Source organism: Paraburkholderia sediminicola (genome assembly GCF_046027355.1).
GTDB classification, from domain to species: Bacteria; Pseudomonadota; Gammaproteobacteria; order Burkholderiales; family Burkholderiaceae; genus Paraburkholderia; species Paraburkholderia sediminicola_B.
This window is the reverse complement of sequence record NZ_JAQQEK010000010.1, coordinates 182998-203327: the sequence shown is the minus strand read 5'-3', so window position 1 is coordinate 203327 and position 20330 is coordinate 182998. Positions and strand designations below refer to the sequence as shown.

Sequence of the window (20330 nt, the reverse complement as noted above, 5' to 3'; positions counted from 1 at the left end):
CATGAAATTCAGATCGTTGATTTATTTACATTTTATACCTGGCACGAAACATGGATAGACAAGCCCGTCAGTCGAAGCCCGACTGGATATCCACCAACAACCAGGACTTCCCATGCTTTCCGCCGAACACCGCGCCATCGTCAAAGCCACCGTTCCTCTTCTCGAAAGCGGAGGCGAAGCGCTGACCACGCACTTCTACGACATGCTGATCAGCGAACATCCCGAAGTGCGTCCCATGTTCAACCTCGCCAACCAGGCGAGCGGCGCGCAGCAGCGCGCGCTGGCCAACGGCGTGCTGATGTACGCACGTCACATCGATCAACTCGAACAACTTGGCGGGCTGGTCTCGCAAATCATCAACAAGCACGTCGCGCTGAATATCCTGCCGGAGCATTATCCGATTGTCGGGCAGTGCCTGCTCAAATCCATCCGCGAAGTGCTCGGCGCCGAGATCGCAACCGATGCGGTCATCGAAGCGTGGGCCGCCGCCTATCAGCAACTCGCCGATCTGTTGAGCGGCCTCGAAGAGAAAATGTACGCCGAGCGGGAAGCGGCGCCGGGAGGCTGGCGCGGCACGCGGCTCTTTCGTGTCGCCCGTAAAGTGCGGGAAAGCGACGAGATCACGTCGTTCTATCTGCGCCCCGACGACAACGGCGAGTTGCTCGCGTTTCATCCGGGGCAATACATCGGCGTGCGGCTCTTTATCGACGGCGAGGAAGTGCGGCGCAATTATTCGCTCTCGGCCGTCTCGAACGGCCACGAGTACCGTATCAGCGTGAAGCGCGAACCGAATGGCAAGGTGTCGAACCATCTGCACACGCGCGTCAATGAAAACGACACGGTGGAACTGTTCGCGCCGGCTGGGGATTTCAAGCTCGAACACAACGACAAGCCGCTGGTGCTGATTAGCGGCGGCGTGGGCATCACGCCCACGCTGGCGATGCTGCAAGCCGCGCTGAAGACCGATCGCCCTGTGCACTTCATTCACTCGGCGCGTCACGGCGGCGTTCATGCGTTCCGCGACATGATCGACCAGTTGGCCGCGCGTCATCCGACATTGAAGCGTTTCTATTGCTATGAGCAGCGTCGCGCGGAAGATGCCGACGCGCACGGCATCGGCTATCTCGACGAAACGCGCCTCGACGCGTGGCTGCCCAAGACGCGCGACGTCGACGTCTATTTCCTCGGACCGATCGCGTTCATGAAGGCCATCAAGAAGCACCTGAAGGCGATTGGCGTGCCGGAGTCGCAAAGCCGTTATGAATTCTTTGGTCCGGCTTCCGCACTGGAATGAAGACGCGGGTTGCGCTGGACGTGCAAATAGCCGGAGCCGGCTATTTGCACGCACCTGTCGGTCGCGTTGAGGCTACTTACGCCGTCAGCAAAGCGTTGCGCTCGTCACCCAGGACATGCTCTTGAAGCGTGCGATCATGGCATCCACCAACTCGCGTTGCGCTTGAGCCAGCGCGATCGTGACCTCTTCAAACCCGCTGCCGGGAAGCGTCGTCACAACGACTGTCTCGACGTTGCGGGAGAAGGGAAATAGCACCTGCCAGATTGCGGCAATGCGCATACCATGAAGCGCCGCGCGCACCACGAGTCGGTGACGACCCGAAGCGTGCGACGACAGCACCTGCAAACCGCTCTCAGAAGATTCACTGGTCATGTCGTACCCTTTTATAGTGACTGAGCCGCGTTGCTCGCGGCATTCAGATGTTCGTTCGATTGTGCCGTCTTATTAAGGCATCTTGATGATTCCGCTCAAGCGTCTGAGTAGAGCGTCGGCGTGCTCCCGGTCGACCTTTGATACTTCGCGCTGATTCAGTATCGTCTCGATCCGTTGACGCCAATAACCCGGCTCATTGACCATCGACGTGCACGCCATCGAATCACCTTTTGAAAGCAATCTCTCTAACGTTGTGACTATCGTTTCAATGTGCGAGAGATCGTTCTTATACGATTGACTTCCCATTACATTCCCGGCTGACTTTTTTAAGCGCCTTCGGATCGCCCTTCGAACGAGTTGGCAAGCAATGCGATACCCATTTCGTTTCCGAATCGGCTGGTCCGTCCTGCTTGGAGGAAAGCGAAACAACAGCCCTGGAGCGTTTGCTCCAGGCTGCATGAGCATTGCTGTTGGCTGAATTGCCTTATTTGGCCCGCGCCGAGGCAGGCACCGTCAACTGAGTGGCCTGCGCCATGGCAATGGCTTGCGCGGTGGCTTTGCGCATCGCGTCGTAGGCAGCGCCCGCGCTGGAAACCGCCGACTTGAACGCGGTGACCGCGAGTTCGGAGCCTGCGGGCGCATTGCGCGCGAAGTCGTCGAAAACCGTCTGCATTTTCGTGTTGGACTGTGCAAACCGGTCTTCGAAAATCTTCAGAAATTCGGCCTGTGCGGCATTGGTAATTTCAAGCACGTGACTGTTATAAGACAGCACTTTCTCCGCGACGGGTTTCGCGTTGCTGGCCTGATGAATAAACAGTTCGACCGGCGTCTTACCCGACACCGCCATCTGCCACGCCTGTTCGCTTTCCGCGAACGTGGCCTTGGCCGCCTGCAGGTTCAACTTAGCCAGCTCTTCAAAATACTGGAATGTTTGCTGCGCCAACGAAAACGCGACGGCAACATTGGCACTTTGCATGGAGACGAATTGCTCTGGCGTCGAAAAATACACTCTGTACTCCTTCTTTAAACGTTCACATTGCTCAGACAAGAGGTATGCGAGACCAGTCGGGACGCAAGCAGTTGGTGACTCATCGGCTTGCGCCAACCTGCTCGAATCGTTCTGCGATGCAGCATTAGATGAAACATTCTAACTTTGTTAAATCTGCATCTGGCGCACTGTTTTGTAGGTAATTACCCTCGGGCGACAGCATGGTTTTGACTGAAGAGAGCCGCGGCTTTGATCGTCGAAAGATCAGCGGAATATTCGCGGCCTCGGCGTATGCGCCGATCTGTGGGAAACAGCGTGGGAAGCACTAACAGTAAGCGGCTTGATCGCGCTACGAAGTGCATGAGCAGATGTGCGATAGACGATCAAATGCAGGTGTATACGACCGTCTATCGCAAGAGGAAAAGACAAAATGTGATGCGGATTTACAACCAATCTAGCGGTGACACCACGCGGGTCCTAGTCAGGCGGCAATACCAGCGGACCGCAATTGGTATCGGCGATGAATGTCGCAAGTAACTTCGCCGGGCGCACCGGATCGGGATTCTCCGCGAATAAATGAAGCGCGCGCGGCGGCTCGAACCAGGTCTGTCCAATCGCGTAGTCGACGGACGGCCCACCTTGCAGTTGCGAGCGGATCGTCCCTTCCAGCACGACCGCCGTCACTGAGCCAGGGTGACGATGCGCGGGCGTGAAGCCAAGCGGCGGAAAGTCGACGATAGCCGTCGTCACCGACTTGCCCGGCACGTTGGGCAGCGCTTCGCACGAGAGCACTTTCACGGTCGATGCAGGCCGCCTCGCTGCGTCCGGGTGCGTCGATGCGTTGGACATCAATGAATCGCCACCGCAGATGTCAGCGAACCAGTGGATGGCCGAACGAGGCGCCGACGGGCCGAGCGCCAGTAGCGTCAGCGTGGCCAGTGCAAGCATGGCGGGCTTGCACGCGATACGCGGCAGCGTCAGCGGATTCATACGCGCGCCGCCGACCGCAGATCCGGCGACCAACCCAGCTCACGGCGCGCCTTCGCGCTGGTCACTTCAGCTGCGTCTTGCGCGACGTTGTACACGCCGGCGTTGCCCCGTTGAAGCGCAAGCAAGGCCGCAACGGCCGCCGCTTCGACATGCAGCGGACTTGAGCCAGCCGGGGCGTCGGCGCCTGTGCCGGGTCCGTAAATCTGTCCATAGCGAAGCACCGTGCCGTTCAGCGACGCCGCTTCCAGCACGTGCCGCTCGAGCGCCGCGACGCCACGCACGCTCGTGCCGCGCGCGCCCTGCGCATCGATGTCGAGCGGGCAGCTTTCGTCGTAAGGCGTCGTTCCCGGCCGGTACGCCCATGCAATGCTTTGCGCAATCATCCGGCGGCTGCCCGCCGCGATCGCCGCGGCCACCAGGTTGCGCGTGCCCTCGTCGCGTATCCGCGCGTTTGCCGTCACTGCCTGCGCCATTCGAGCGGGGTCGAGCCCGGGCGGCAGATCGGTCAATTGATGAAGCACGCTCGCCGGCGCGATGCGCACGAGCGCGTCACGCAGCGCGGCCGCATCGAACACGTCGACGACGACCGGCACCACGCCCGCGTCCTCAAGTTCTCTCGCGCGGTCCGCGCGCCGCGTGCTGCCGAACACCGTATAGCCCGCGTCGATCAGCAGCGGCGCAAGCGCGCTTCCGATGGCCCCCGTTACTCCGGCGACGAACACCTTGTGTGTCATTTCCTTTCTCCCGTGAGTCATTACTCGAAGTTCGGCGACATGCCGCGTTTCCAAATGACCCCAGCATAAGACTGTGAATGGTCGCCAAAAAGGTCCATTATTCGGAAATTGATTGAGCCAATTCGACGAGGACGAGAGTGCGGCGAGCCGAACAGATTGAACTTGCGCTAGCGCCCAGACTGCAAGGCGTGCCGCTTCAGCGCTGGCTCTACGACGAGTTGCGCAAGGCGATCTTGTCCGGGACGTTGCCGCCGGGCGCGCGCCTGCCTTCCACGCGCGATCTCGCGACACGGTTTCGACTGTCGCGCGGAACGGTGCTGGGCGTTTTCGCGCAACTCGACGCGGAAGGGTATCTATCGGGCGCAGTGGGGCGAGGCAGTTTCGTCGCGGCTGAACTGCCGGATCGGCGCATCGACAGCGGCGAGCGGACCTCGCCCAGAAAGCGCGATGGCCGGCCGCTCGTCCGCGAGCGTCATCGTGATGGCGAGAGCGGCGCGCAATCGCCTGGTGTCGAGTTGTCGGCGCGTGGCCGCTTGCTCGCGCGGAGCGCGTTTCAGCTCAGCGGCCGCACGCGCCCTGCGCTCGCGTTTCGCGCCAGCCAACCCGATCTCGACACGTTTCCATTCGAATTGTGGGCACGGCTCGCGGCCAACCGGGTGCGCCGCGCGCAGCGGGATCTGCTCGGCGATGGCGAGGCGCAAGGGTATCGGCCGCTGCGTGAAGTGATCGCCTCTTACGTCGGTCCGTCGCGCGGCATTCGATGTTCGGCGGACAACATCGTTGTGTTGGGCAGCGTTCAGCAGGCGATCGATCTGAGCGCGCGCCTCCTGCTCGATCCGGGCGACACCGCGTGGATGGAAGATCCCGGTTACCTCGGCGCACGTTTCGTGCTCGAAGCGGCGGGCGCGCGGGTGATCGGCGTGCCGGTCGACACGGCCGGCGTCGATGTGTCGTGGGCTCGTCAGCACGCCGCGGCAGCGCGCCTGGCCTATGTCACCGCCGGGCGCCAGGCGCCGCTGGGTCCGCCGCTCGCGCTCGAACGGCGCCTGTCGCTGCTCGAGTGGGCGCGGGATCGAGGCGCCGTCATCATCGAGGACGACTACGATAGCGAGTACCGCTTCGAGGGCCACCCGCTAGCCGCGATGAAGAGCCTCGACGACCACGGACACGTGATCTACTGCGGCACCTTCAGCAAACTGCTGTTTCCCGCTTTGAGGACCGCGTACGCGATTTTGCCCGACCGGTTGGTCGAGCCGTTCGTGGCCGCGCTCTCGTCGACGGCGCGGCATGTTCCAACCGATCAGCAGTCGGTATTGCACGACTTCATCGCCGACGGCCATTTTGGTCGGCACATACGGCGCATGCGCATGCTCTATGGCGAGCGGGCCGAGGCGCTGACGTCGGCGGTCGAGCGGCATCTCTCGGGCTTGCTCGCGCTTGCGCCGATCGTGGCGGGACTCGATGCGCCCGCCTTTCTGCCGCAAGGCACGGACGACGCCGACGTGGCGCGGCGCGCGGCACGCGAGGGCATCGAGACGCGCCCATTGTCGCTGTATGCAATCGATCGTCCCGCGCCGCCGGGGCTCGTGCTCGGTTTTGCGTCGATCGGTGTCGAGGAAATAGAGTCAGGTGTGATCGCTCTGGCTCGAGCGTTGACGCGCCGTTCGCGATGAACCAGTGCGGTACGCGCAGACCAGATTGACGCTACCGCGTGGCTCAGCCCGTAGACCGTTTGCGACGTTTAGCCTGCGAACGCTGACCTTGCCAGCTCTCCTCGTCGAGCAGACGATCGAACAGCCGGTCGCGGGCCGAGTCATCCAGCGGCGACAGTCCCAACAGAGAGTGAAACGCGAGACCGCTTGCCGCGAAGTATCGCAACAGCGACAGATCGAGGTCGGTCGCTTCGTCCTGCAAGGCCTTCATTTTCTCCGCGTCGGACATTTTCATTTCGTCGAGCAAGTTGGGATTCTCGACCAGCGCGGCGAGAACGGCTCGTGCCACGGAATGCGGCTGGTTGATGGACTCTCGATAAATCGCAATCTGCGCCGCGAGGTTCGGCTCCGCTTTCGACGCGCCCTCCTTCGCCATATAGTCGCGCGCGATCTGCTCGAACTGCTGCTTCTGATGCTCCAGCAACGCGCACAGCACCCCCTGCTTGGTGCGGAACTGATGCAGCAATCCGCCCTTGCTGATGCCGCTTTCACGCGACAACGAATCGAACGTCAGTCCACCGACACCTTCGCGGGTCAGGATGGTAAGAGCGGCATCGATTGCCTTCTTGCGAGAAATCTCCGAACGGGTCTGGTTATCCATTGTCGATATTGATGACGTCGCCACGCTGGCTGTGCCGGCCCGGTGGCCGCCGCGTCGTGATGGTATTGGGCAAATGAATCAGCGCGGTGAATCAGTGTCGGCAAGCAGTCGCGCCATCCGTCGGCACAAGCAGCGCTCGCTCTGAGAGTTGGAATTGTACCGCCCAAGCCGCCCAACAAACAAACCGGATAGACGGTTTACATTCAATAAAGACAGTGCTACTGTTCGGCCTCATCGGTTCTCGCCTGAACTACACGCCGCCCGGCATTCACCGGCACTCAATCAATTTGCCCTCAAGGAACATGCAATGTTCACGAACAAACTCGTCCCGCTTCTTTTCGTCGGCACAGTGGCACTGGCCCTCACGGCCTGCGCGGGTGTGCAACCCGTCGCCTACACGGGCATCGCTTCCTCGCCGCAGTTGAAGCAGAACCGGGACGACGATGCTGGCAAGGTGCCCTACAAATACGCGGCGCCTGTGGTCTGGGCGCGCTACACGCAGGTCGTGCTGGACCCGGTGGCCGTCTATCAGGGCAGTGACAACCAGTTCGGCAAATTAAAGGCCGCCGACAGGGCCGCGCTTGCCGACTACATGCAAAAGACGTTCTCGGAAAAACTGGCGAAACGGTTCGACGTGGCCACGCAGACCGGCCCCAACACCTTGCGGATCAAGCTGACCTTGACCGGCGCGGAAAGCACGACGCTGCTGGTCGGGCAGTTCATGCATTTCGACCTCGCGGGCAATCTCTACAACGGCGTGCAGTCGATCCGCGGCGGCCAGGGCGCATTCAGCGGCTCGGTGTCCTACGCCGTGGAAGTCTATGACGGTGCGAGCGGCCAATTGCTGAAGGCCTACGTGTCGAAGCAATATCCGAACGCCATGAATCTGCCGGCCGCTTTCGGCTCCCTGGGCGCTGCGAAAACGGGACTCGACAAGGGTGCGGATGCGCTGGTGGCGCAGCTTCATTGACCGGTCCGCTGCCGCTGCCCATCGCCTTGCGCGCCGCGCGTGCCGGGTCGATCCGCGCAGGCATCAGGCACAGCATGAAGCGAGCGCTGCGCTATCTTTGCCGGTTGGCGAAAGACATCGGCGACGTCGTCCGCGGAAAGCTGTAAATGCGACTTCGCCCACGACTCGCCGCCATCTGGCTCGCGCCGATTGCCGCCACATTGATCTGTCTCGCGCTACTCGCGCCCTGGCTCGAACGATCGGGGTCCGAGGTCACCGTCAGCTTCGCCACGGCCGAAGGGCTCGAGGCCGGCAAAACCCGCGTGCGCTATAAGGACGTCGAAATAGGCAGATTGACGGAACTGCGGCTCACGCACGATCGCTCACGTGTGCTCGCCGTCCTGGAACTCGACACGTCCGCCGAACGGTTTGCAATGTGCGGCACGCGCTTCTGGGTGGTCCGTCCGCGCGTCGGCAGCGCCGGTGTCTCCGGGCTGACGACGTTCATCTCCGGTCCGTACATCGCGGTGGATGTTGGACGCGCGTCCGCGACATGCCAGCAATTCGCCGGTCTCGAAACGCCGCCGTCCGTGACCAGCGACCAGAACGGTGGGCGGTTCGTTTTGCACGCGTCTTCCCTCGAATCGCTCAATGTGGGTTCGCCGGTCTATTTCCGCCGCGTGCAGGTGGGGCAGGTCCTCAACTATGCGTTAGCTCGCGGTGGCTCCGCCGTCGACATCGATGTATTCGTGAAAGCGCCCTACGACCGCTATGTCACATCAGGCACACGATGGTGGCACGCAAGCGGCATCGACTTGCGATTCGATTCGAGCGGCTTGACGCTGGACACTCAGTCCGTTGCCACGCTGCTCTCCGGAGGCGTCGTATTCGATCTGCCAGAATCACGGATACCCGAACATCGCGCCGCCGACGGCGCCGCGTTCGCTCTAGCCGCAAACAGAACCGAGGCGATGCGTCGCGCCGATGACGGACCCGCCGCGTCGGTGCGCATGATGTTCAGCGGGAGCGTGCGCGGACTCTCAGTCGGCGCGCCGGTCGACTTCGACGGCGTCGAACTGGGCGAAGTGACCGCCATCGATCTCGACTTCACTCCGGCGCGCAGCCGCTTCGACATGGTGGTGACGCTCGACCTCTACCCCTATCGTCTCGGACGACGCTACAGGGAGGCGCTCGGAAAAGGCTCCGGCGCGGCGGCCAAGGCGCTGCTGCATCAACTGGTCGCCCAGGGGTTGCGCGGGCAGTTGCGCACGGGGAGCGTCCTGACCGGCCAGCGCTATGTGGCGCTGGACTTCTTCCCGAACGTGCCCGCTGTCAGCATCGATACACGCCGCATGCCGGTCGAACTGCCGACCGTGCCCAATACCGTCGAGGAGCTTCAGGACCAACTCGCCAACATCGTGAAGAGACTCGACCACGTTCCCTTCGACGAGATCGGCTTCAACCTGAACCAGGCGCTTGTGAACGCCAATTCCCTGTTCCAGCGAATCAGCACGGAACTGGTGCCGCAGGCGCACACGACGCTGGCGACTGCCGAGCGCTCGTTCAACGCCGCAAACGCTTCGCTGCAGCAGGACTCGCCGATGCACACCGATATTCATCAGGCGTTGACTGAGTTGCGCCGGACACTTGCTGCGCTAAAGGCACTGTCGGATTATCTGGAACAGCATCCTGAATCGATTGTGCGGGGTAAATCGGCGGACCACTGACTTGCTTCGAGGCTTGCCCGCTGGCCGGCGCGCCGTCTGTGCGATGATGCCTGACGTCGAACCGACTCCCGGAGATCATGATGAGCGGCAAATGGTTTTCGAAGTTCTCAAGCTTCCTTTCCACGATGACCGGCAGACCGGTCACCTTTGTTCTGGCCGTCGTCATGGTGATCGTCTGGGCCCTCACTGGCCCGCTCTTTCACTACAGCGATACGTGGCAACTCGTGATCAACACGTCGACCACAATCGTCACGTTTCTGATGGTCTTCCTGATCCAGAACACCCAGAACCGCGACACCGCCGCGATGCAAATCAAGCTCGACGAGTTGATCCGCGCGTTGGAAGGGGCTCACAACGCCCTGCTCGATCTTGAAGAGCTTGAGGAAAAAGACTTGACGCGCTTTCGCAAACACTATGAAAAGCTGGCTGAGGAAGCGCGCACTGCGCTGCGCGCCGGCGGCAGCGATACCGATTCGCCGTTCGTCGACAACCGCGATGATGGGGACGAAGACCGGCGAAGCGGTAAAGGTCGCGATGGCAAAACGGGAGCGGCGGAGCAACGCGACTAGCCAATGCATTGGCTGCGAGCGCACGCTTTGCGATAGTCGTTAGCGAGCACGTAATGCTAGAAACGTGCGACGTCGATCACGGCATCCGCAAATGCTTTCGGCGCTTCCTGCGGCAGGTTATGTCCGACACCGCCGCCGATATTCCGGTGCGCGTACTTGCCGCTGAACTTCTTCGCGTACGCCGCCGGGTCGGGATGCGGCGCGCCGTTCGCATCACCTTCCATCGTGATGGTCGGCACGGAAATCGTCGGCGCCGCTGCCAGACGCTTCTCCAGATCGTCGTATTGCGCCTCGCCCTTCACCAGCCCCAGACGCCAGCGATAGTTGTGAATCACCACCGCAACATGATCCGGGTTGTTGAACGATTGCGCCGAGCGCTCGAACGTCACATCGTCGAAATTCCATTTCGGCGACGCCGTATGCCAGATCAGCTTGTTGAAGTCGTGGCGGTTCGCGTCGTAGCCCGCAGCGCCGCGCTCCGTGGCGAAGTAGAACTGATACCACCACGCCAGCTCCGCCTTCGGCGGCAACGGCGCGCGGTTCGCCTCCTGGCTGCCAATCAGATAGCCGCTCACCGACACCATCGCCTTGCATCGTTCGGGCCACAGCGCGGCGATGATATTCACCGTGCGCGCACCCCAGTCGAAGCCGCCGAAAATCGCCTTGTCGATCTTCAGCGCGTCCATCAACGCGATGATGTCGACCGCCACCACAGCCTGCTGGCCGTTGCGCGGTGTATCCGCGGACAGGAAGCGCGTCGTGCCATAGCCACGCAGATACGGCGCGATGACGCGATAGCCAGCCGCCGCCAGTAACGGCATGACTTCGGCAAAGGCATAGATATCGTACGGCCAGCCGTGCAGCAGGATCACCACCGGTCCGTTCCGCGGACCCGCTTCGGCGTAGCCGATGCTGAGCGTGCCGGCATTGATCTGCTTCAGGTTGTCGAACGAGGCGACACTGGCTCCCGTCTTCGTGCTGATGGATTGCGCGTTGGCAAGCCCGCTCAGTCCCAGTTCCATCAGGCTGAGGCCCGCAACCGTCGTCCCGAGCAGACGACGACGCCGAATATTGATCTGATCAGACATGGCGACTTCCTTAAAAGTTAAGCGCTCGCGAGCCGTGCCGGATCGCTCTCGCTGAAAGACGGCCCCAACGGCCGCAAGCGGATTGCCGGATCGAGACGCGTCCACGGAAGGTCGACGGGATCGGCGGCCATCGGCCCCGGCGCTTTCGCCACGAGGATCGCCTCGGCAATAGCCTCGAAATCCGCGCGAAAATGCACCGAACTCTTGTTCACGAGGATCTTCATCTGCTCAGGTTCGATGCCCGCCACGCGGAACAGGTTGCGATCGAACACCTGCATCTTGACCGAGCTCACCGCAATCCTGACGCCTTCGATCCGCAAACAGGCGACCGGCCCCAACTCACCTTGCATCCCGTTGAGCATCGGACCATCGAAACGGAAGCGTCCGTCCGACACGTGCTCGACTTCGAACACACCTTCCAGCGGCGCATCACCCGGCACACCGGAACGGCCGCCCAGCGCGAGTGAAATGCGCGCGCCCACACCCGCGCGATGCGCCGCTGCCGCAGCCTCCGCATCCCAGATCACGCCCACCGCCGCGCCGGTAGCGCCGTTGCGCAACAGCGCGCGCACCATCCCCATCGTGTTCGAATCGCCGCCGACGCCCGGGTTGTCCTGCGTGTCCGCAATGATGACCGGTTTGGCCGCAGTCCTGCTCAGCCGGATTGCTTCGAGCGCCGCTTTGTCGGGCGTCAGGAAGGGCACATCCCAACGGGCTTCATCGCCGGCGATCTTCGCGAACAGTGCGTCCGCCGCATGTTCTGCCGCGGCTTCGTCGAATGCATAAGCCCAGATCGTCGGGCCGCACTCGGGAAAATCGGCCGCGGGAAAGCCCGGCGCAAACGACACGGTCACGACAGGCCGCTCTTCGATATCCTCCAGCAACTGGTACATCCCGCGTGCGGGCTCGACCAGCGTGCACATGCCATTCACGGGAATCAGGAACGGCACGCGACGAACCGCCCGATGCAACGGGCGCCCCTCCCGCATCAGATCTTCGAGAAGCCGCGCGGCACGCTCGCCGGTTTCAGCCATGTCCACATGCGGATAGGTGCGATACGCCACGAGCGCACTCGCGTGTTCGAACATGCGAGCGGTCACGTTGGCATGCAGATCCAGCGAAACGACCACCGGCATGCGATCGCCGACGACCCGCCGCACGCGTTCGAGAAGTTCACCCTCGCCGTCGTCGTGTTGCTCCGTCACCATCGCACCGTGCAGGTCGAGATAGATCGCGTCGAAACCGCCTGCTTCGATCGCAGCGATGATCTCGCCACCGATCCGCTCGAACGCATCCGTCGTGACGTGTGCCGATGCGCTGGCGCCCGCCCAGATCACCGGCTTCAGTTCATGCCCGTTTGCTTCCATGACCTTGATGAAGCCGCCGATCGGCACATTGACGTCGCGAAGCCCGAACACGTCGTTGCCGCGGACCATGGGCGGAAAGCCCTCGCCTTGAACGAAACTCGAATAAGACGCCTTGGTAGGTGCAAAAGTATTGGTTTCATGCTGGAAACCGGCGATCAGGATTTTCATGTGTTTCACCTTTTCTCAAACGATCTCGCGAACCATCGGCGAGATGATATGGATGCCTATCTTTTAGATTTCGACAAAGACTTCGGAAAGCAGACTCAACAGCCCTTAGTCCTGCTTGAGCGTCAGCTTGCCCGTCAATATCAGAATGGCGGCCAACGCGGCGGCGCCAGCCATGACGAAGAGCCCGGTATGCATGCTGCCCGTCGATGCCTTGGCCCAACCGACCACAGCAGGCCCCCAGAAGCCGCCGGACAGTCCCACGGTATTGATTAGCGCGATGCCGCCCGCCGCCGCTGTTCCCTCGACAAGCTGGGACGGAATCGCCCAAAAAACCGTGTAAGCCATCCAGAGGCAAGCCGTGCCCAGCGTCAATGCCACGAGTGTGAGCGTCACACTCCCGTCGGCAAAGACGGCCGCGACCAGGCACATCGCCGCGCCAAGCGCCGGAATCGCGCAGTGGTAGCGGCGCTCGCCTACCCGGTCCGAGCTGCGGCCCGCGAGGTACATGCAGACGGCGGCCGCGACATAGGGAATCGCGGTGTACCAGCCGAGGCGGATCGTGTCGCTCACGCCCTGCTCTTTGAGCAGCGTCGGCAACCAGAAGCTGATCGCATAGATCGGAAAGATGATGCTGAAGTAAGCGAGCGCGAGCACATAGACTCTCGGGCTCTTCAGCACGGCCTTGAACGAGTCCGCGCGATGCTCGGCCGGCGCGGTTTCCCGTCCCAGCAGCAACTTTTCGTCGTCGCTCAGCCAGCGCGCCTGCTCGGGCCGGTCGGACAACACGCGCAGCGTCAGGAGGCCGAGTGCGATGCACGGCAGGCCTTCCACGAGAAACATCCACTGCCAGCCGGCCAGGCCGCCGACGCCGGAAAGACTCGTCATGAGCCACGCCGACACGGGGCCGCCGACAATCCCGCCAAGCGGCCCGGCGACGAACACGAGTGCAATGGCGCGTGCCATCCGCGCGGGCCCGTACCAGCACGACAGGTAATAGATCATGCCCGGTGCGAAACCCGCCTCGAACACGCCGAGGAGAAATCGCATGGCATAAAAGGCCGGCACGCTGCGCACGAATAGCATGCAGGCTGACGTAATGCCCCACAGCACGAGAATGCGGCTGAACGTGCGCCGCGCGCCGACTCTCGGCAACATGAGATTGCTCGGCAGTTCAAACAGGACGTAGCCGATGAAGAAGATGCCCGCGCCCACGCCGTAGGCAGCGTCTGAAAAACCCAGGTCGGTCTGCATCTGCAGCTTGGCGAAGCCGACGTTGACGCGGTCCAGATACGCAAACATGTAGCAGGTCACGAGAAACGGCAGGAGCCGCCAGTTGAGCTTGCTGTACAGCGCTGAGGCAGGATCGCCGGCGGCCGATGGATGGATTGCTGACATGCGTGTCTCCCGGTTTTGCGTCCGTGGGCCCGTCGTGCGGGTTAAGTTGATGGTGGCAGGGCAAAACCCGACTAGCAAGAGCAACTAAGTTCACATATCGTTGCTCTGTAGACAACGACAATTGGCGCTGGAGCGATCAAATGCGAGAAATCAACCAGCAGCGTCTTCGGTATTTCCACGAAGTGCTGACTCACGGCACCATCCGCGGCGCCGCCGACCACATCAATACGTCGCCGTCGGTCATCACGCGGCAGATCAAGCTGCTCGAAGACGAATTGGGCACCGTGCTGTTCGAACGCCAGGCGCGCGGCGTCAAGCCGACGGAGGCCGCGGCGCATCTGCTCGAGTTCTGGCAGGGTTACCGGTCGCAGCAGGAAAAACTCGAGGACCAGTTGCACGCGTTGCGTGGGCTTCAGAAGGGACGCATCCAGTTGTCCATCAGCGAAGGTTTCGTCGACACGCTCGTCGACGACGTGCTGGCGCCGTTTTGCACGCGCTATCCGCACCTGGAGATCAGCATGACGACGCAGGCCGTGGACGCACTGCTGGACGACGTGGCGGAAAGCCGGGCTCATATCGGGCTGGCTTACAATCCGCCGCCCCACCCGCGTATCGAGTATCGAGCCAGTTCGCACCAGCCCGTCGTGCTGTTACTGAGAAAAGATCATCCGCTCGTCAAACGGAAAGGGCCGGCGGGCGTCGATGATCTGCGCGCTTACCCGCTCGCGCTGATGCCTTCCACGTTCGGCATCGGCCATGTCGTTTCGATGTTGGAGTTGGCGGAGAACGTGGTGATCCGCCCGACGTTGACGACGAACTCGCTGAGCGCGTTGAAGCGTTTTGTGACGGCGGAAAACTTTGTGACGCTCATCGGGGAGTTCGCAGCATACCGGGAGCTCGCCAGCGGTGAACTGACCACGGTCCCGATTGCGCATCCGTTGTTTGAAAGTGCGCAGGCCAGAGTGCTGGTCAAAACCGGCCGGCCGCTTGCAGCGGGGCCGCTCGAACTGCTCAAGTGGATTCAGGAACGCATGCCGATGTTCGCTACGTCCAAAGCGAAAGACAGCCCACGGCGAAAGGCTGGTGGCCGGCGAAACGGATAACGGTGCATGGCGTGCGCCAGTGGCCGAACGATCGGCCTCGGAATAGGCAAACGGGCCGCAGCGATCTTGTGTGTCGCTGCGGCCCGTTGTTGTGGACTATGCCTCTTTACATCCGTGGCCTAACGCGGCCGGCTGACGCGGCTCTATCGCGCGCGGGCTGCTAGAAACGTGCGACGTCGATCACGGCATCCGCAAATGCTTTCGGTGCTTCCTGCGGCAGGTTATGTCCGACCCCACCGCCGATATTCCGGTGCGCGTACTTGCCGGTGAACTTCTTCGCGTACGCCGCCGGGTCGGGATGCGGCGCGCCGTTCGCGTCGCCTTCCATCGTGATGGTCGGCACGGAAATCGTCGGCGCCGCTGCCAGACGCTTCTCCAGATCGTCGTATTGCGCCTCACCCTTCACCAGCCCCAGACGCCAGCGATAGTTGTGAATCACCACCGCAACATGATCCGGGTTGTTGAACGATTGCGCCGAACGCTCGAACGTCGCATCGTCGAAATTCCATTTCGGCGACGCCGTGTGCCAGATCAGCTTGTTGAAGTCGTGGCGGTTGGCTTCATAGCCCGCAGCGCCGCGCTCCGTGGCGAAGTAGAACTGATACCACCAGGCCTGTTCCGCCTTCGGCGGCAACGGCGTGCGGTTCGCCTCCTGGCTGCCGATCAGATAACCGCTCACCGACACCATCGCCTTGCATCGTTCAGGCCACAGCGCGGCGATGATATTCACCGTGCGCGCACCCCAGTCGAAGCCGCCGAAAATCGCCTTGTCGATCTTCAATGCATCCATCAACGCGATGATATCGACCGCCACGACGGCCTGTTGCCCGTTGCGCGGTGTATCCGCGGACAGGAAGCGCGTCGTGCCATAGCCACGCAGATACGGCGCGATGACGCGATAGCCAGCCGCCGCCAGTAACGGCATGACTTCGGCAAAGGCATAGATATCGTACGGCCAGCCGTGCAGCAGGATCACCACCGGTCCGTTCCGCGGACCCGCTTCGGCGTAGCCGATGCTGAGCGTGCCGGCATTGATCTGCTTCAGGTTGTCGAACGAGGCGACACTGGCTCCCGCCTTCGTGCTGTTGGATTGCGCGTTGGCAAGCCCGCTCAGTCCCAGTTCCATCAGGCTGAGGCCCGCAACCGTCGTCCCGAGCAGACGACGACGCCGGGTGTTGATCTGGTCAGACATGGCTAATTCTCCTTATGTGCGACAGCGCTGAATTGAACGGTGCGCCCACAGGACGCACCGTATCCAGAATCAAAACATCGCGAGGCGTGGCTGGCAAGAACCCGCATCGTCGAAGCCGACCTTCCGTTACGGCTTGGCGTAAATGGCGCCGAGACCAATCACTTCGGTATCCGACGCACGCGAGCCCGACGCCGAGCTGCCGGCCGTCGCCGGGCCGTATGACGATGCCGTCAGCCCGTTTTGTGCGCTCACGCGAGCTTCGGCAGCCTGGATATTCCTGGGATACTGCGTTTCATCGCTCGCGGGGTTGTAACCGGCCTTCTCCAACTGGGCGAGTTCCGCACGGACCTCGGCCCGCGTAAGCGGCTGATTCGATTGCGCGAACGACAGGGCCGGGAGAGCAACGACAGCGGCAACGATAAGCGATTGAATGACTTTCATGACTTTCACCTCGAGAGAAATGTCTTCCACGCAAACGCCCGTTTGCGTTTCCAGTTAGCAAGGCCAGTTCGGCTGGCTTGGAAGCATTAGACCCCGCGGACGTATCTGGCTTATGTCGGCAATGCCCGTTGGTGAAACGTTATGTACCCTGCTACGGCGCAGATACATTGCGATACAAAGAAGCGGGGCGAGGCAAAGTCGCTCGCCTCCCTGAGATTGCCGATGCGAATCGAGCCGGTTCAGCTTGCCTCTGACTCTTCGTCCATGATGAGCAGAAACAGTGTTGCCTGGGAGGAAATGTTCAGTTTCCGGTAGAGATTGCGCCGGTGAACCTTGGCCGTGGCGGGTGACACACACAGTTGCGGTCTGGCGGAAATGATCGGGCGCGACTTCATCCAGACAATATCGCCTGGGCTGATTGCGCCGAGGCTGAATTGATAGAAAGGGTCCAGCAAATAGATGCCGTTCAGCTACCCTTGAACAGTTCGTCGTACGGCGTGCGCGTTTGTATCTCAGCGATCAACTGAGGTTTTCCGTTGGGCCAAAAGATCATCGCCACCCAGTTGTCGAAGTGGACCACTTTGCGCAACAGGTCGATGAGCGCATGCCAGAACTGTTTGTCGTCGAGTTGGCGACGGCGTGCTGTGCCGACAATGAAGCGGTCTATCCTCGCGGTGAGAAGATGAAATCGCTCATTCTGTCATTGCCTTTGCCGGCCGAAATCCTTCGCCTCCCAAACAGGCTGTGGACACAGTTCAAAGCGGGTCGGTAACTTACAATGCTGTAGATGAGCCCCTCATCAACAGCATCGATGCGAGACATACTGACTTCCTATTTCTGGAGCGGCGATGCCATTCGCAGTCGGAGCGTGAGTGACATCGTGCTGTCAGGCACGCTCGACGTGCCGGTGCCCCCTGCTCGTGTGCTCGCGGATTGGGACAGGGAGACGTCGTCGCGCATGGTCCTCGAACCCGGCGACGTCGAGGTCATGCCGTTGGCGCGAACGCAGGTGCGCTGGCCGGACTACCCACGCTGCGTGCGCGCAATGTCCGAGTGGACGGGTTCGCTCGGACTGCCCGGGGTGCTTGCCGACAGCGACATTGCCCTCATGGCCTGCCGCGGTGCGAGGTATCACCATGACGGTGCGCAATATGGCGGTGCGGCCTTTTGCAATCTCTTCCTCAGCGAGGACAAGGGGCTGGATGTGCATTTCCCCGGTACAGGTCATCGCTTTCCTCTGACTCGCGGAACGGCGGTGATATTCGACACCGGCCAGCCGCATGGGGTGATCCGGCGCGGCAGCAGCGGCTTTAATGCGGCCGACTTCGCGCCGGATCAGGATTGCACGCAAATATTCCTGACGTGGGAGCTTCCGATCGAAGATGTCCATGTTGCGCGCGCGCTTAACGTTGTCTTCGACATCGACATAGCACCTTCGACCCCATTGCAGCCGGATGAAGAGCAAGTCTGCGTGAATGGTGAACCAGCTATCGTGTGCCCGGAATCTGGTCGTTGGTGCAGGGTTGAATGATCGTCGGAGTTTACGGCGGGTTGTTGCAACTGAGCCTTGCCTCGTGCGGGCAACGGCCTCAAGATTGGCCTCCAGGCAGCCGTCAACATAGCGGCAGCGATATGCTGCCCGCGGTTGACGGTCCGCGACAGTCGTTGCACAACGAGAATGGTTATGACACGCCCGCGAACCGGGACACGGACGCCCGAAATTGCCGTAACCGATGGGTCCGCCGCGCGGACATCACTGCCTCAAGCGCGCATCGCCGAACCGTTGTCCTCGCCGACGTATTGGCAAAAGAGCACGGCCTTGCTCGCCGCACTGGTGGTAACCGCACTGGCGTTCCTTGCAAGCCGGGGCCTGCGGGCCATGACCGGCCAGGTTGCGCCGATGTGGCTGAGCAACGCGGTGCTGCTCGCTCAGATGATCGTCGCGCGGCGGGAACAGCGGCGCTGGGTCTTGTGCGGCGGCACGCTAGGCGACTTCACCGCCAATCTGCTGATAGGACGCAGCCTGCACACGTCGGTCTCGTTCACGTCGGCGGATATGCTTCAGGTCGTCATTGCATTCGCGTTTGCTCCGCGCGTGACGACGGTGGCCGAGTTTATCCGGCCCAAAGCGCTCCTCAAATTCCTCTTCGGCGGCGTGCTGCTTGCGTCGGCCGCGTCAGGCTTGTGGGCCACGCTTTTGCTCGAGGGCAGAATCGGCCATTTACTTTTGCCCACGCTGGCGCCCTGGTTCATCTCGGATGGTTTGAGCCTCATCATCATCACGCCGGTCGCGATGGTGTTCTGGAGCGGCGAGCTTGCCCGGGTTCTGCGTAGCGGCAATCGCTTGAAGACCTGCGCGCTGGTGGCGTTGGTGGGCGTGGTGACGAGCTGCATATTCGGATTGCAGATCAGCGCGCCATTGTTGTACTGGGTACTTCCGCCCATTGTGCTGCTCGCGTTTCAGGCCGAAATTGCAGGCGTTCTGCTTGGCTTACTCCTTTGTCTCGCGATCGCGCTGTGGTTCACCGCGCACGGTTCGGGGCCGCTCTGGGCTTATCCGTTCGAGAGCATGCAGCATCGCGTCTTCGCTTTGCAGCTGTTTTTCGTCGCCGCACTCGGCGTGGCGCTGCCGATCAGCGCGATCCAGATGCAGCGCAACCGCATGATCGGGCTCCTGCGTGACGGCGAAAAACGCTTCCGCACGCTGGCGGAAAACGCCACGGATGTCGTGATGAGCATGCAACTCGACGGCAAGCTGACCTACGTGTCACCGCGTGCGTTCGACGCGTGGGGTCGCGCGCCCGAGCAGTTGATCGGCATGCATTACGCGGATCTGGTCGACGCCGCCGATCGCAACACCTTGGCGGCGATGATCGAGCAGGTCGCGACCGGCCGAGGCGACGCCTCGCAGATCAGCCGTTTTCCGCGCGACGGCGGCTTGCGATGGATAGAAACGCACGTGCGTCCGGTGATCGATCCGTTGTCCGGCACATTGAACGGCCTCACCGCCATGGCGCGCGACGTGACGGAACAAAGAGCCATCGAACAGCGCCACGCCGACGAGCGCCGCGAACTGGAAGGCCTCGCGTTCCGCGACAGTCTCACGGGACTATTCAATCGCCGCTACTTCGATCGCGAACTCAAGCAGCGCTGCCAGCAGGGTTCGCATACGGCGACCTATCTGGCTGTCGTCATGATCGACGTCGACAACTACAAGAGCTACAACGATCACTTCGGCCATCAGACAGGCGATGAATGCTTGCGCACCATCGCCCGCTCGATAGCGTCATCTTCTGCAAAGTACACCGACATGGTCGCGCGCTATGGCGGCGAGGAATTCGCCTTGATTCTGGCGCACGCCGAACCGGACCGGGCACTCGCCGTCGCGGAGCAGATTCGCGAGGACGTGGAAAAGCTACGGCTTCCCCATCCGCCGAGCGTGTCGGGAGTCGTCACGATCAGCCTCGGCGTCTGCGCGCAGCGCAGTGACAAGTGCGGCGATGGCAGCAGCGTGGTCGCTGCAGCGGACATGGCGCTGTATTCGGCAAAGCGGCTCGGCCGCAACCGCACGTGTGTGGCCTGACGACGCGACGCGTCACCAATCACGTGCGGATCAGGCGGACGTTCGGTGTTGAGATAG

21 protein-coding genes are annotated in these 20330 nt (G+C 61.8%); 10 read left to right on the top strand and 11 right to left on the bottom strand.

The annotated features are described in order from the left end of the window. Positions 1-112: 112 nt before the first annotated feature. Complete coding sequence (gene hmpA / locus PQR42_RS19305) at positions 113-1294, top strand: NO-inducible flavohemoprotein (protein ID WP_408220837.1); 1182 nt, start codon at positions 113-115, stop codon at positions 1292-1294. 84 nt (positions 1295-1378) lie between these two features. Here hmpA and PQR42_RS19300 read toward each other — a convergent pair whose 3' ends face one another. The 4 genes from PQR42_RS19300 to PQR42_RS19285 form a co-directional block, all read right to left on the bottom strand. Further along, entirely contained in the window at positions 1379-1666 is a 288-nt protein-coding gene (locus PQR42_RS19300; RefSeq protein WP_408220839.1) for a hypothetical protein, read from the bottom strand. A gap of 484 nt (positions 1667-2150) precedes the next feature. Next, the gene (locus PQR42_RS19295) at positions 2151-2771 is read right to left on the bottom strand and encodes a phasin family protein (RefSeq protein ID WP_408220841.1); all 621 of its coding nucleotides are present in this window, start codon (positions 2769-2771) and stop codon (positions 2151-2153) included. A 360-nt stretch (positions 2772-3131) separates the two neighbouring features. Next, positions 3132-3644 carry a cupin domain-containing protein gene (locus tag PQR42_RS19290; RefSeq protein ID WP_408387063.1) on the bottom strand — a complete coding sequence of 171 codons (513 nt, stop codon included), beginning with the start codon at positions 3642-3644 and terminating at the stop codon, positions 3132-3134. Continuing rightward, on the bottom strand, positions 3641-4378 hold the full coding sequence (locus tag PQR42_RS19285) for an NAD-dependent epimerase/dehydratase family protein (protein ID WP_408387064.1): 738 nt from the start codon (positions 4376-4378) through the stop codon (positions 3641-3643). The genes PQR42_RS19290 and PQR42_RS19285 overlap by 4 nt, the downstream gene beginning before the upstream one ends. A 137-nt stretch (positions 4379-4515) precedes the next feature. Here PQR42_RS19285 and pdxR point away from each other — a divergent pair, with 137 nt between their 5' ends. Beyond that, on the top strand, positions 4516-6051 hold the full coding sequence (pdxR, locus tag PQR42_RS19280; RefSeq protein ID WP_408387065.1) for a MocR-like pyridoxine biosynthesis transcription factor PdxR: 1536 nt from the start codon (positions 4516-4518) through the stop codon (positions 6049-6051). Between the two features lie 43 nt (positions 6052-6094). On the opposite strand, the gene PQR42_RS19275 is transcribed toward pdxR, so the two are convergent. Next, on the bottom strand, positions 6095-6691 hold the full coding sequence (locus PQR42_RS19275; protein ID WP_408220849.1) for a TetR/AcrR family transcriptional regulator: 597 nt from the start codon (positions 6689-6691) through the stop codon (positions 6095-6097). A 307-nt stretch (positions 6692-6998) separates the two neighbouring features. Here PQR42_RS19275 and PQR42_RS19270 point away from each other — a divergent pair, with 307 nt between their 5' ends. The 4 genes from PQR42_RS19270 to PQR42_RS19255 all read left to right on the top strand — a co-directional run bounded on the left by PQR42_RS19270 (position 6999) and on the right by PQR42_RS19255 (position 9936). Then, on the top strand, positions 6999-7661 hold the full coding sequence (locus tag PQR42_RS19270; protein WP_408387066.1) for a DUF3313 domain-containing protein: 663 nt from the start codon (positions 6999-7001) through the stop codon (positions 7659-7661). Further along, positions 7658-7807 (top strand): hypothetical protein, encoded by a 150-nt coding sequence (locus PQR42_RS19265; protein WP_408387067.1) that lies wholly within the window; start codon positions 7658-7660, stop codon positions 7805-7807. The genes PQR42_RS19270 and PQR42_RS19265 overlap by 4 nt, the downstream gene beginning before the upstream one ends. Further along, complete coding sequence (locus PQR42_RS19260) at positions 7808-9367, top strand: PqiB family protein (RefSeq protein WP_408387068.1); 1560 nt, start codon at positions 7808-7810, stop codon at positions 9365-9367. A gap of 77 nt (positions 9368-9444) precedes the next feature. Beyond that, positions 9445-9936, top strand: a complete 492-nt coding sequence (locus tag PQR42_RS19255) for a low affinity iron permease family protein (RefSeq protein WP_408220857.1) — start codon at positions 9445-9447, stop codon at positions 9934-9936. 56 nt (positions 9937-9992) lie between these two features. Here PQR42_RS19255 and PQR42_RS19250 read toward each other — a convergent pair whose 3' ends face one another. From PQR42_RS19250 to PQR42_RS19240, 3 genes are all read right to left on the bottom strand, one after another. Next, complete coding sequence (locus tag PQR42_RS19250; protein ID WP_408387069.1) at positions 9993-11024, bottom strand: alpha/beta hydrolase; 1032 nt, start codon at positions 11022-11024, stop codon at positions 9993-9995. Between the two features lie 17 nt (positions 11025-11041). Then, positions 11042-12559 (bottom strand): M81 family metallopeptidase, encoded by a 1518-nt coding sequence (locus tag PQR42_RS19245; RefSeq protein ID WP_408387070.1) that lies wholly within the window; start codon positions 12557-12559, stop codon positions 11042-11044. A 105-nt stretch (positions 12560-12664) separates the two neighbouring features. Beyond that, on the bottom strand, positions 12665-13954 hold the full coding sequence (locus tag PQR42_RS19240) for an MFS transporter (RefSeq protein WP_408221446.1): 1290 nt from the start codon (positions 13952-13954) through the stop codon (positions 12665-12667). A 140-nt stretch (positions 13955-14094) separates the two neighbouring features. On the opposite strand from PQR42_RS19240, the gene PQR42_RS19235 reads away from it, so the two are divergent. Further along, the gene (locus PQR42_RS19235; protein ID WP_408221444.1) at positions 14095-15057 is read left to right on the top strand and encodes a LysR family transcriptional regulator; all 963 of its coding nucleotides are present in this window, start codon (positions 14095-14097) and stop codon (positions 15055-15057) included. Positions 15058-15217: 160 nt separating this feature from the next. Here the strand turns inward: PQR42_RS19235 and PQR42_RS19230 are convergent, their stop codons facing one another. The 3 genes from PQR42_RS19230 to PQR42_RS19220 form a co-directional block, all read right to left on the bottom strand. Continuing rightward, positions 15218-16249 carry an alpha/beta fold hydrolase gene (locus PQR42_RS19230; RefSeq protein WP_408387071.1) on the bottom strand — a complete coding sequence of 344 codons (1032 nt, stop codon included), beginning with the start codon at positions 16247-16249 and terminating at the stop codon, positions 15218-15220. Between the two features lie 126 nt (positions 16250-16375). Then, positions 16376-16690, bottom strand: coding sequence for a DUF4148 domain-containing protein (locus PQR42_RS19225; protein ID WP_408208733.1), 315 nt, complete (start codon positions 16688-16690; stop codon positions 16376-16378). A 239-nt stretch (positions 16691-16929) separates the two neighbouring features. After that, positions 16930-17145: a LuxR C-terminal-related transcriptional regulator gene (locus PQR42_RS19220; RefSeq protein ID WP_408208730.1), complete on the bottom strand. Its 216-nt coding sequence runs from the start codon at positions 17143-17145 to the stop codon at positions 16930-16932. Positions 17146-17195: 50 nt separating this feature from the next. On the opposite strand from PQR42_RS19220, the gene PQR42_RS19215 reads away from it, so the two are divergent. The 3 genes from PQR42_RS19215 (at position 17196) to PQR42_RS19205 (ending at position 20273) form a co-directional block, all read left to right on the top strand. Further along, entirely contained in the window at positions 17196-17462 is a 267-nt protein-coding gene (locus tag PQR42_RS19215) for a hypothetical protein (RefSeq protein WP_408208727.1), read from the top strand. A 39-nt stretch (positions 17463-17501) separates the two neighbouring features. After that, positions 17502-18221 carry a hypothetical protein gene (locus tag PQR42_RS19210; RefSeq protein WP_408387173.1) on the top strand — a complete coding sequence of 240 codons (720 nt, stop codon included), beginning with the start codon at positions 17502-17504 and terminating at the stop codon, positions 18219-18221. 153 nt (positions 18222-18374) lie between these two features. Next, on the top strand, positions 18375-20273 hold the full coding sequence (locus PQR42_RS19205) for a sensor domain-containing diguanylate cyclase (RefSeq protein WP_408387072.1): 1899 nt from the start codon (positions 18375-18377) through the stop codon (positions 20271-20273). The last annotated feature ends 57 nt before the right edge of the window (positions 20274-20330 follow it).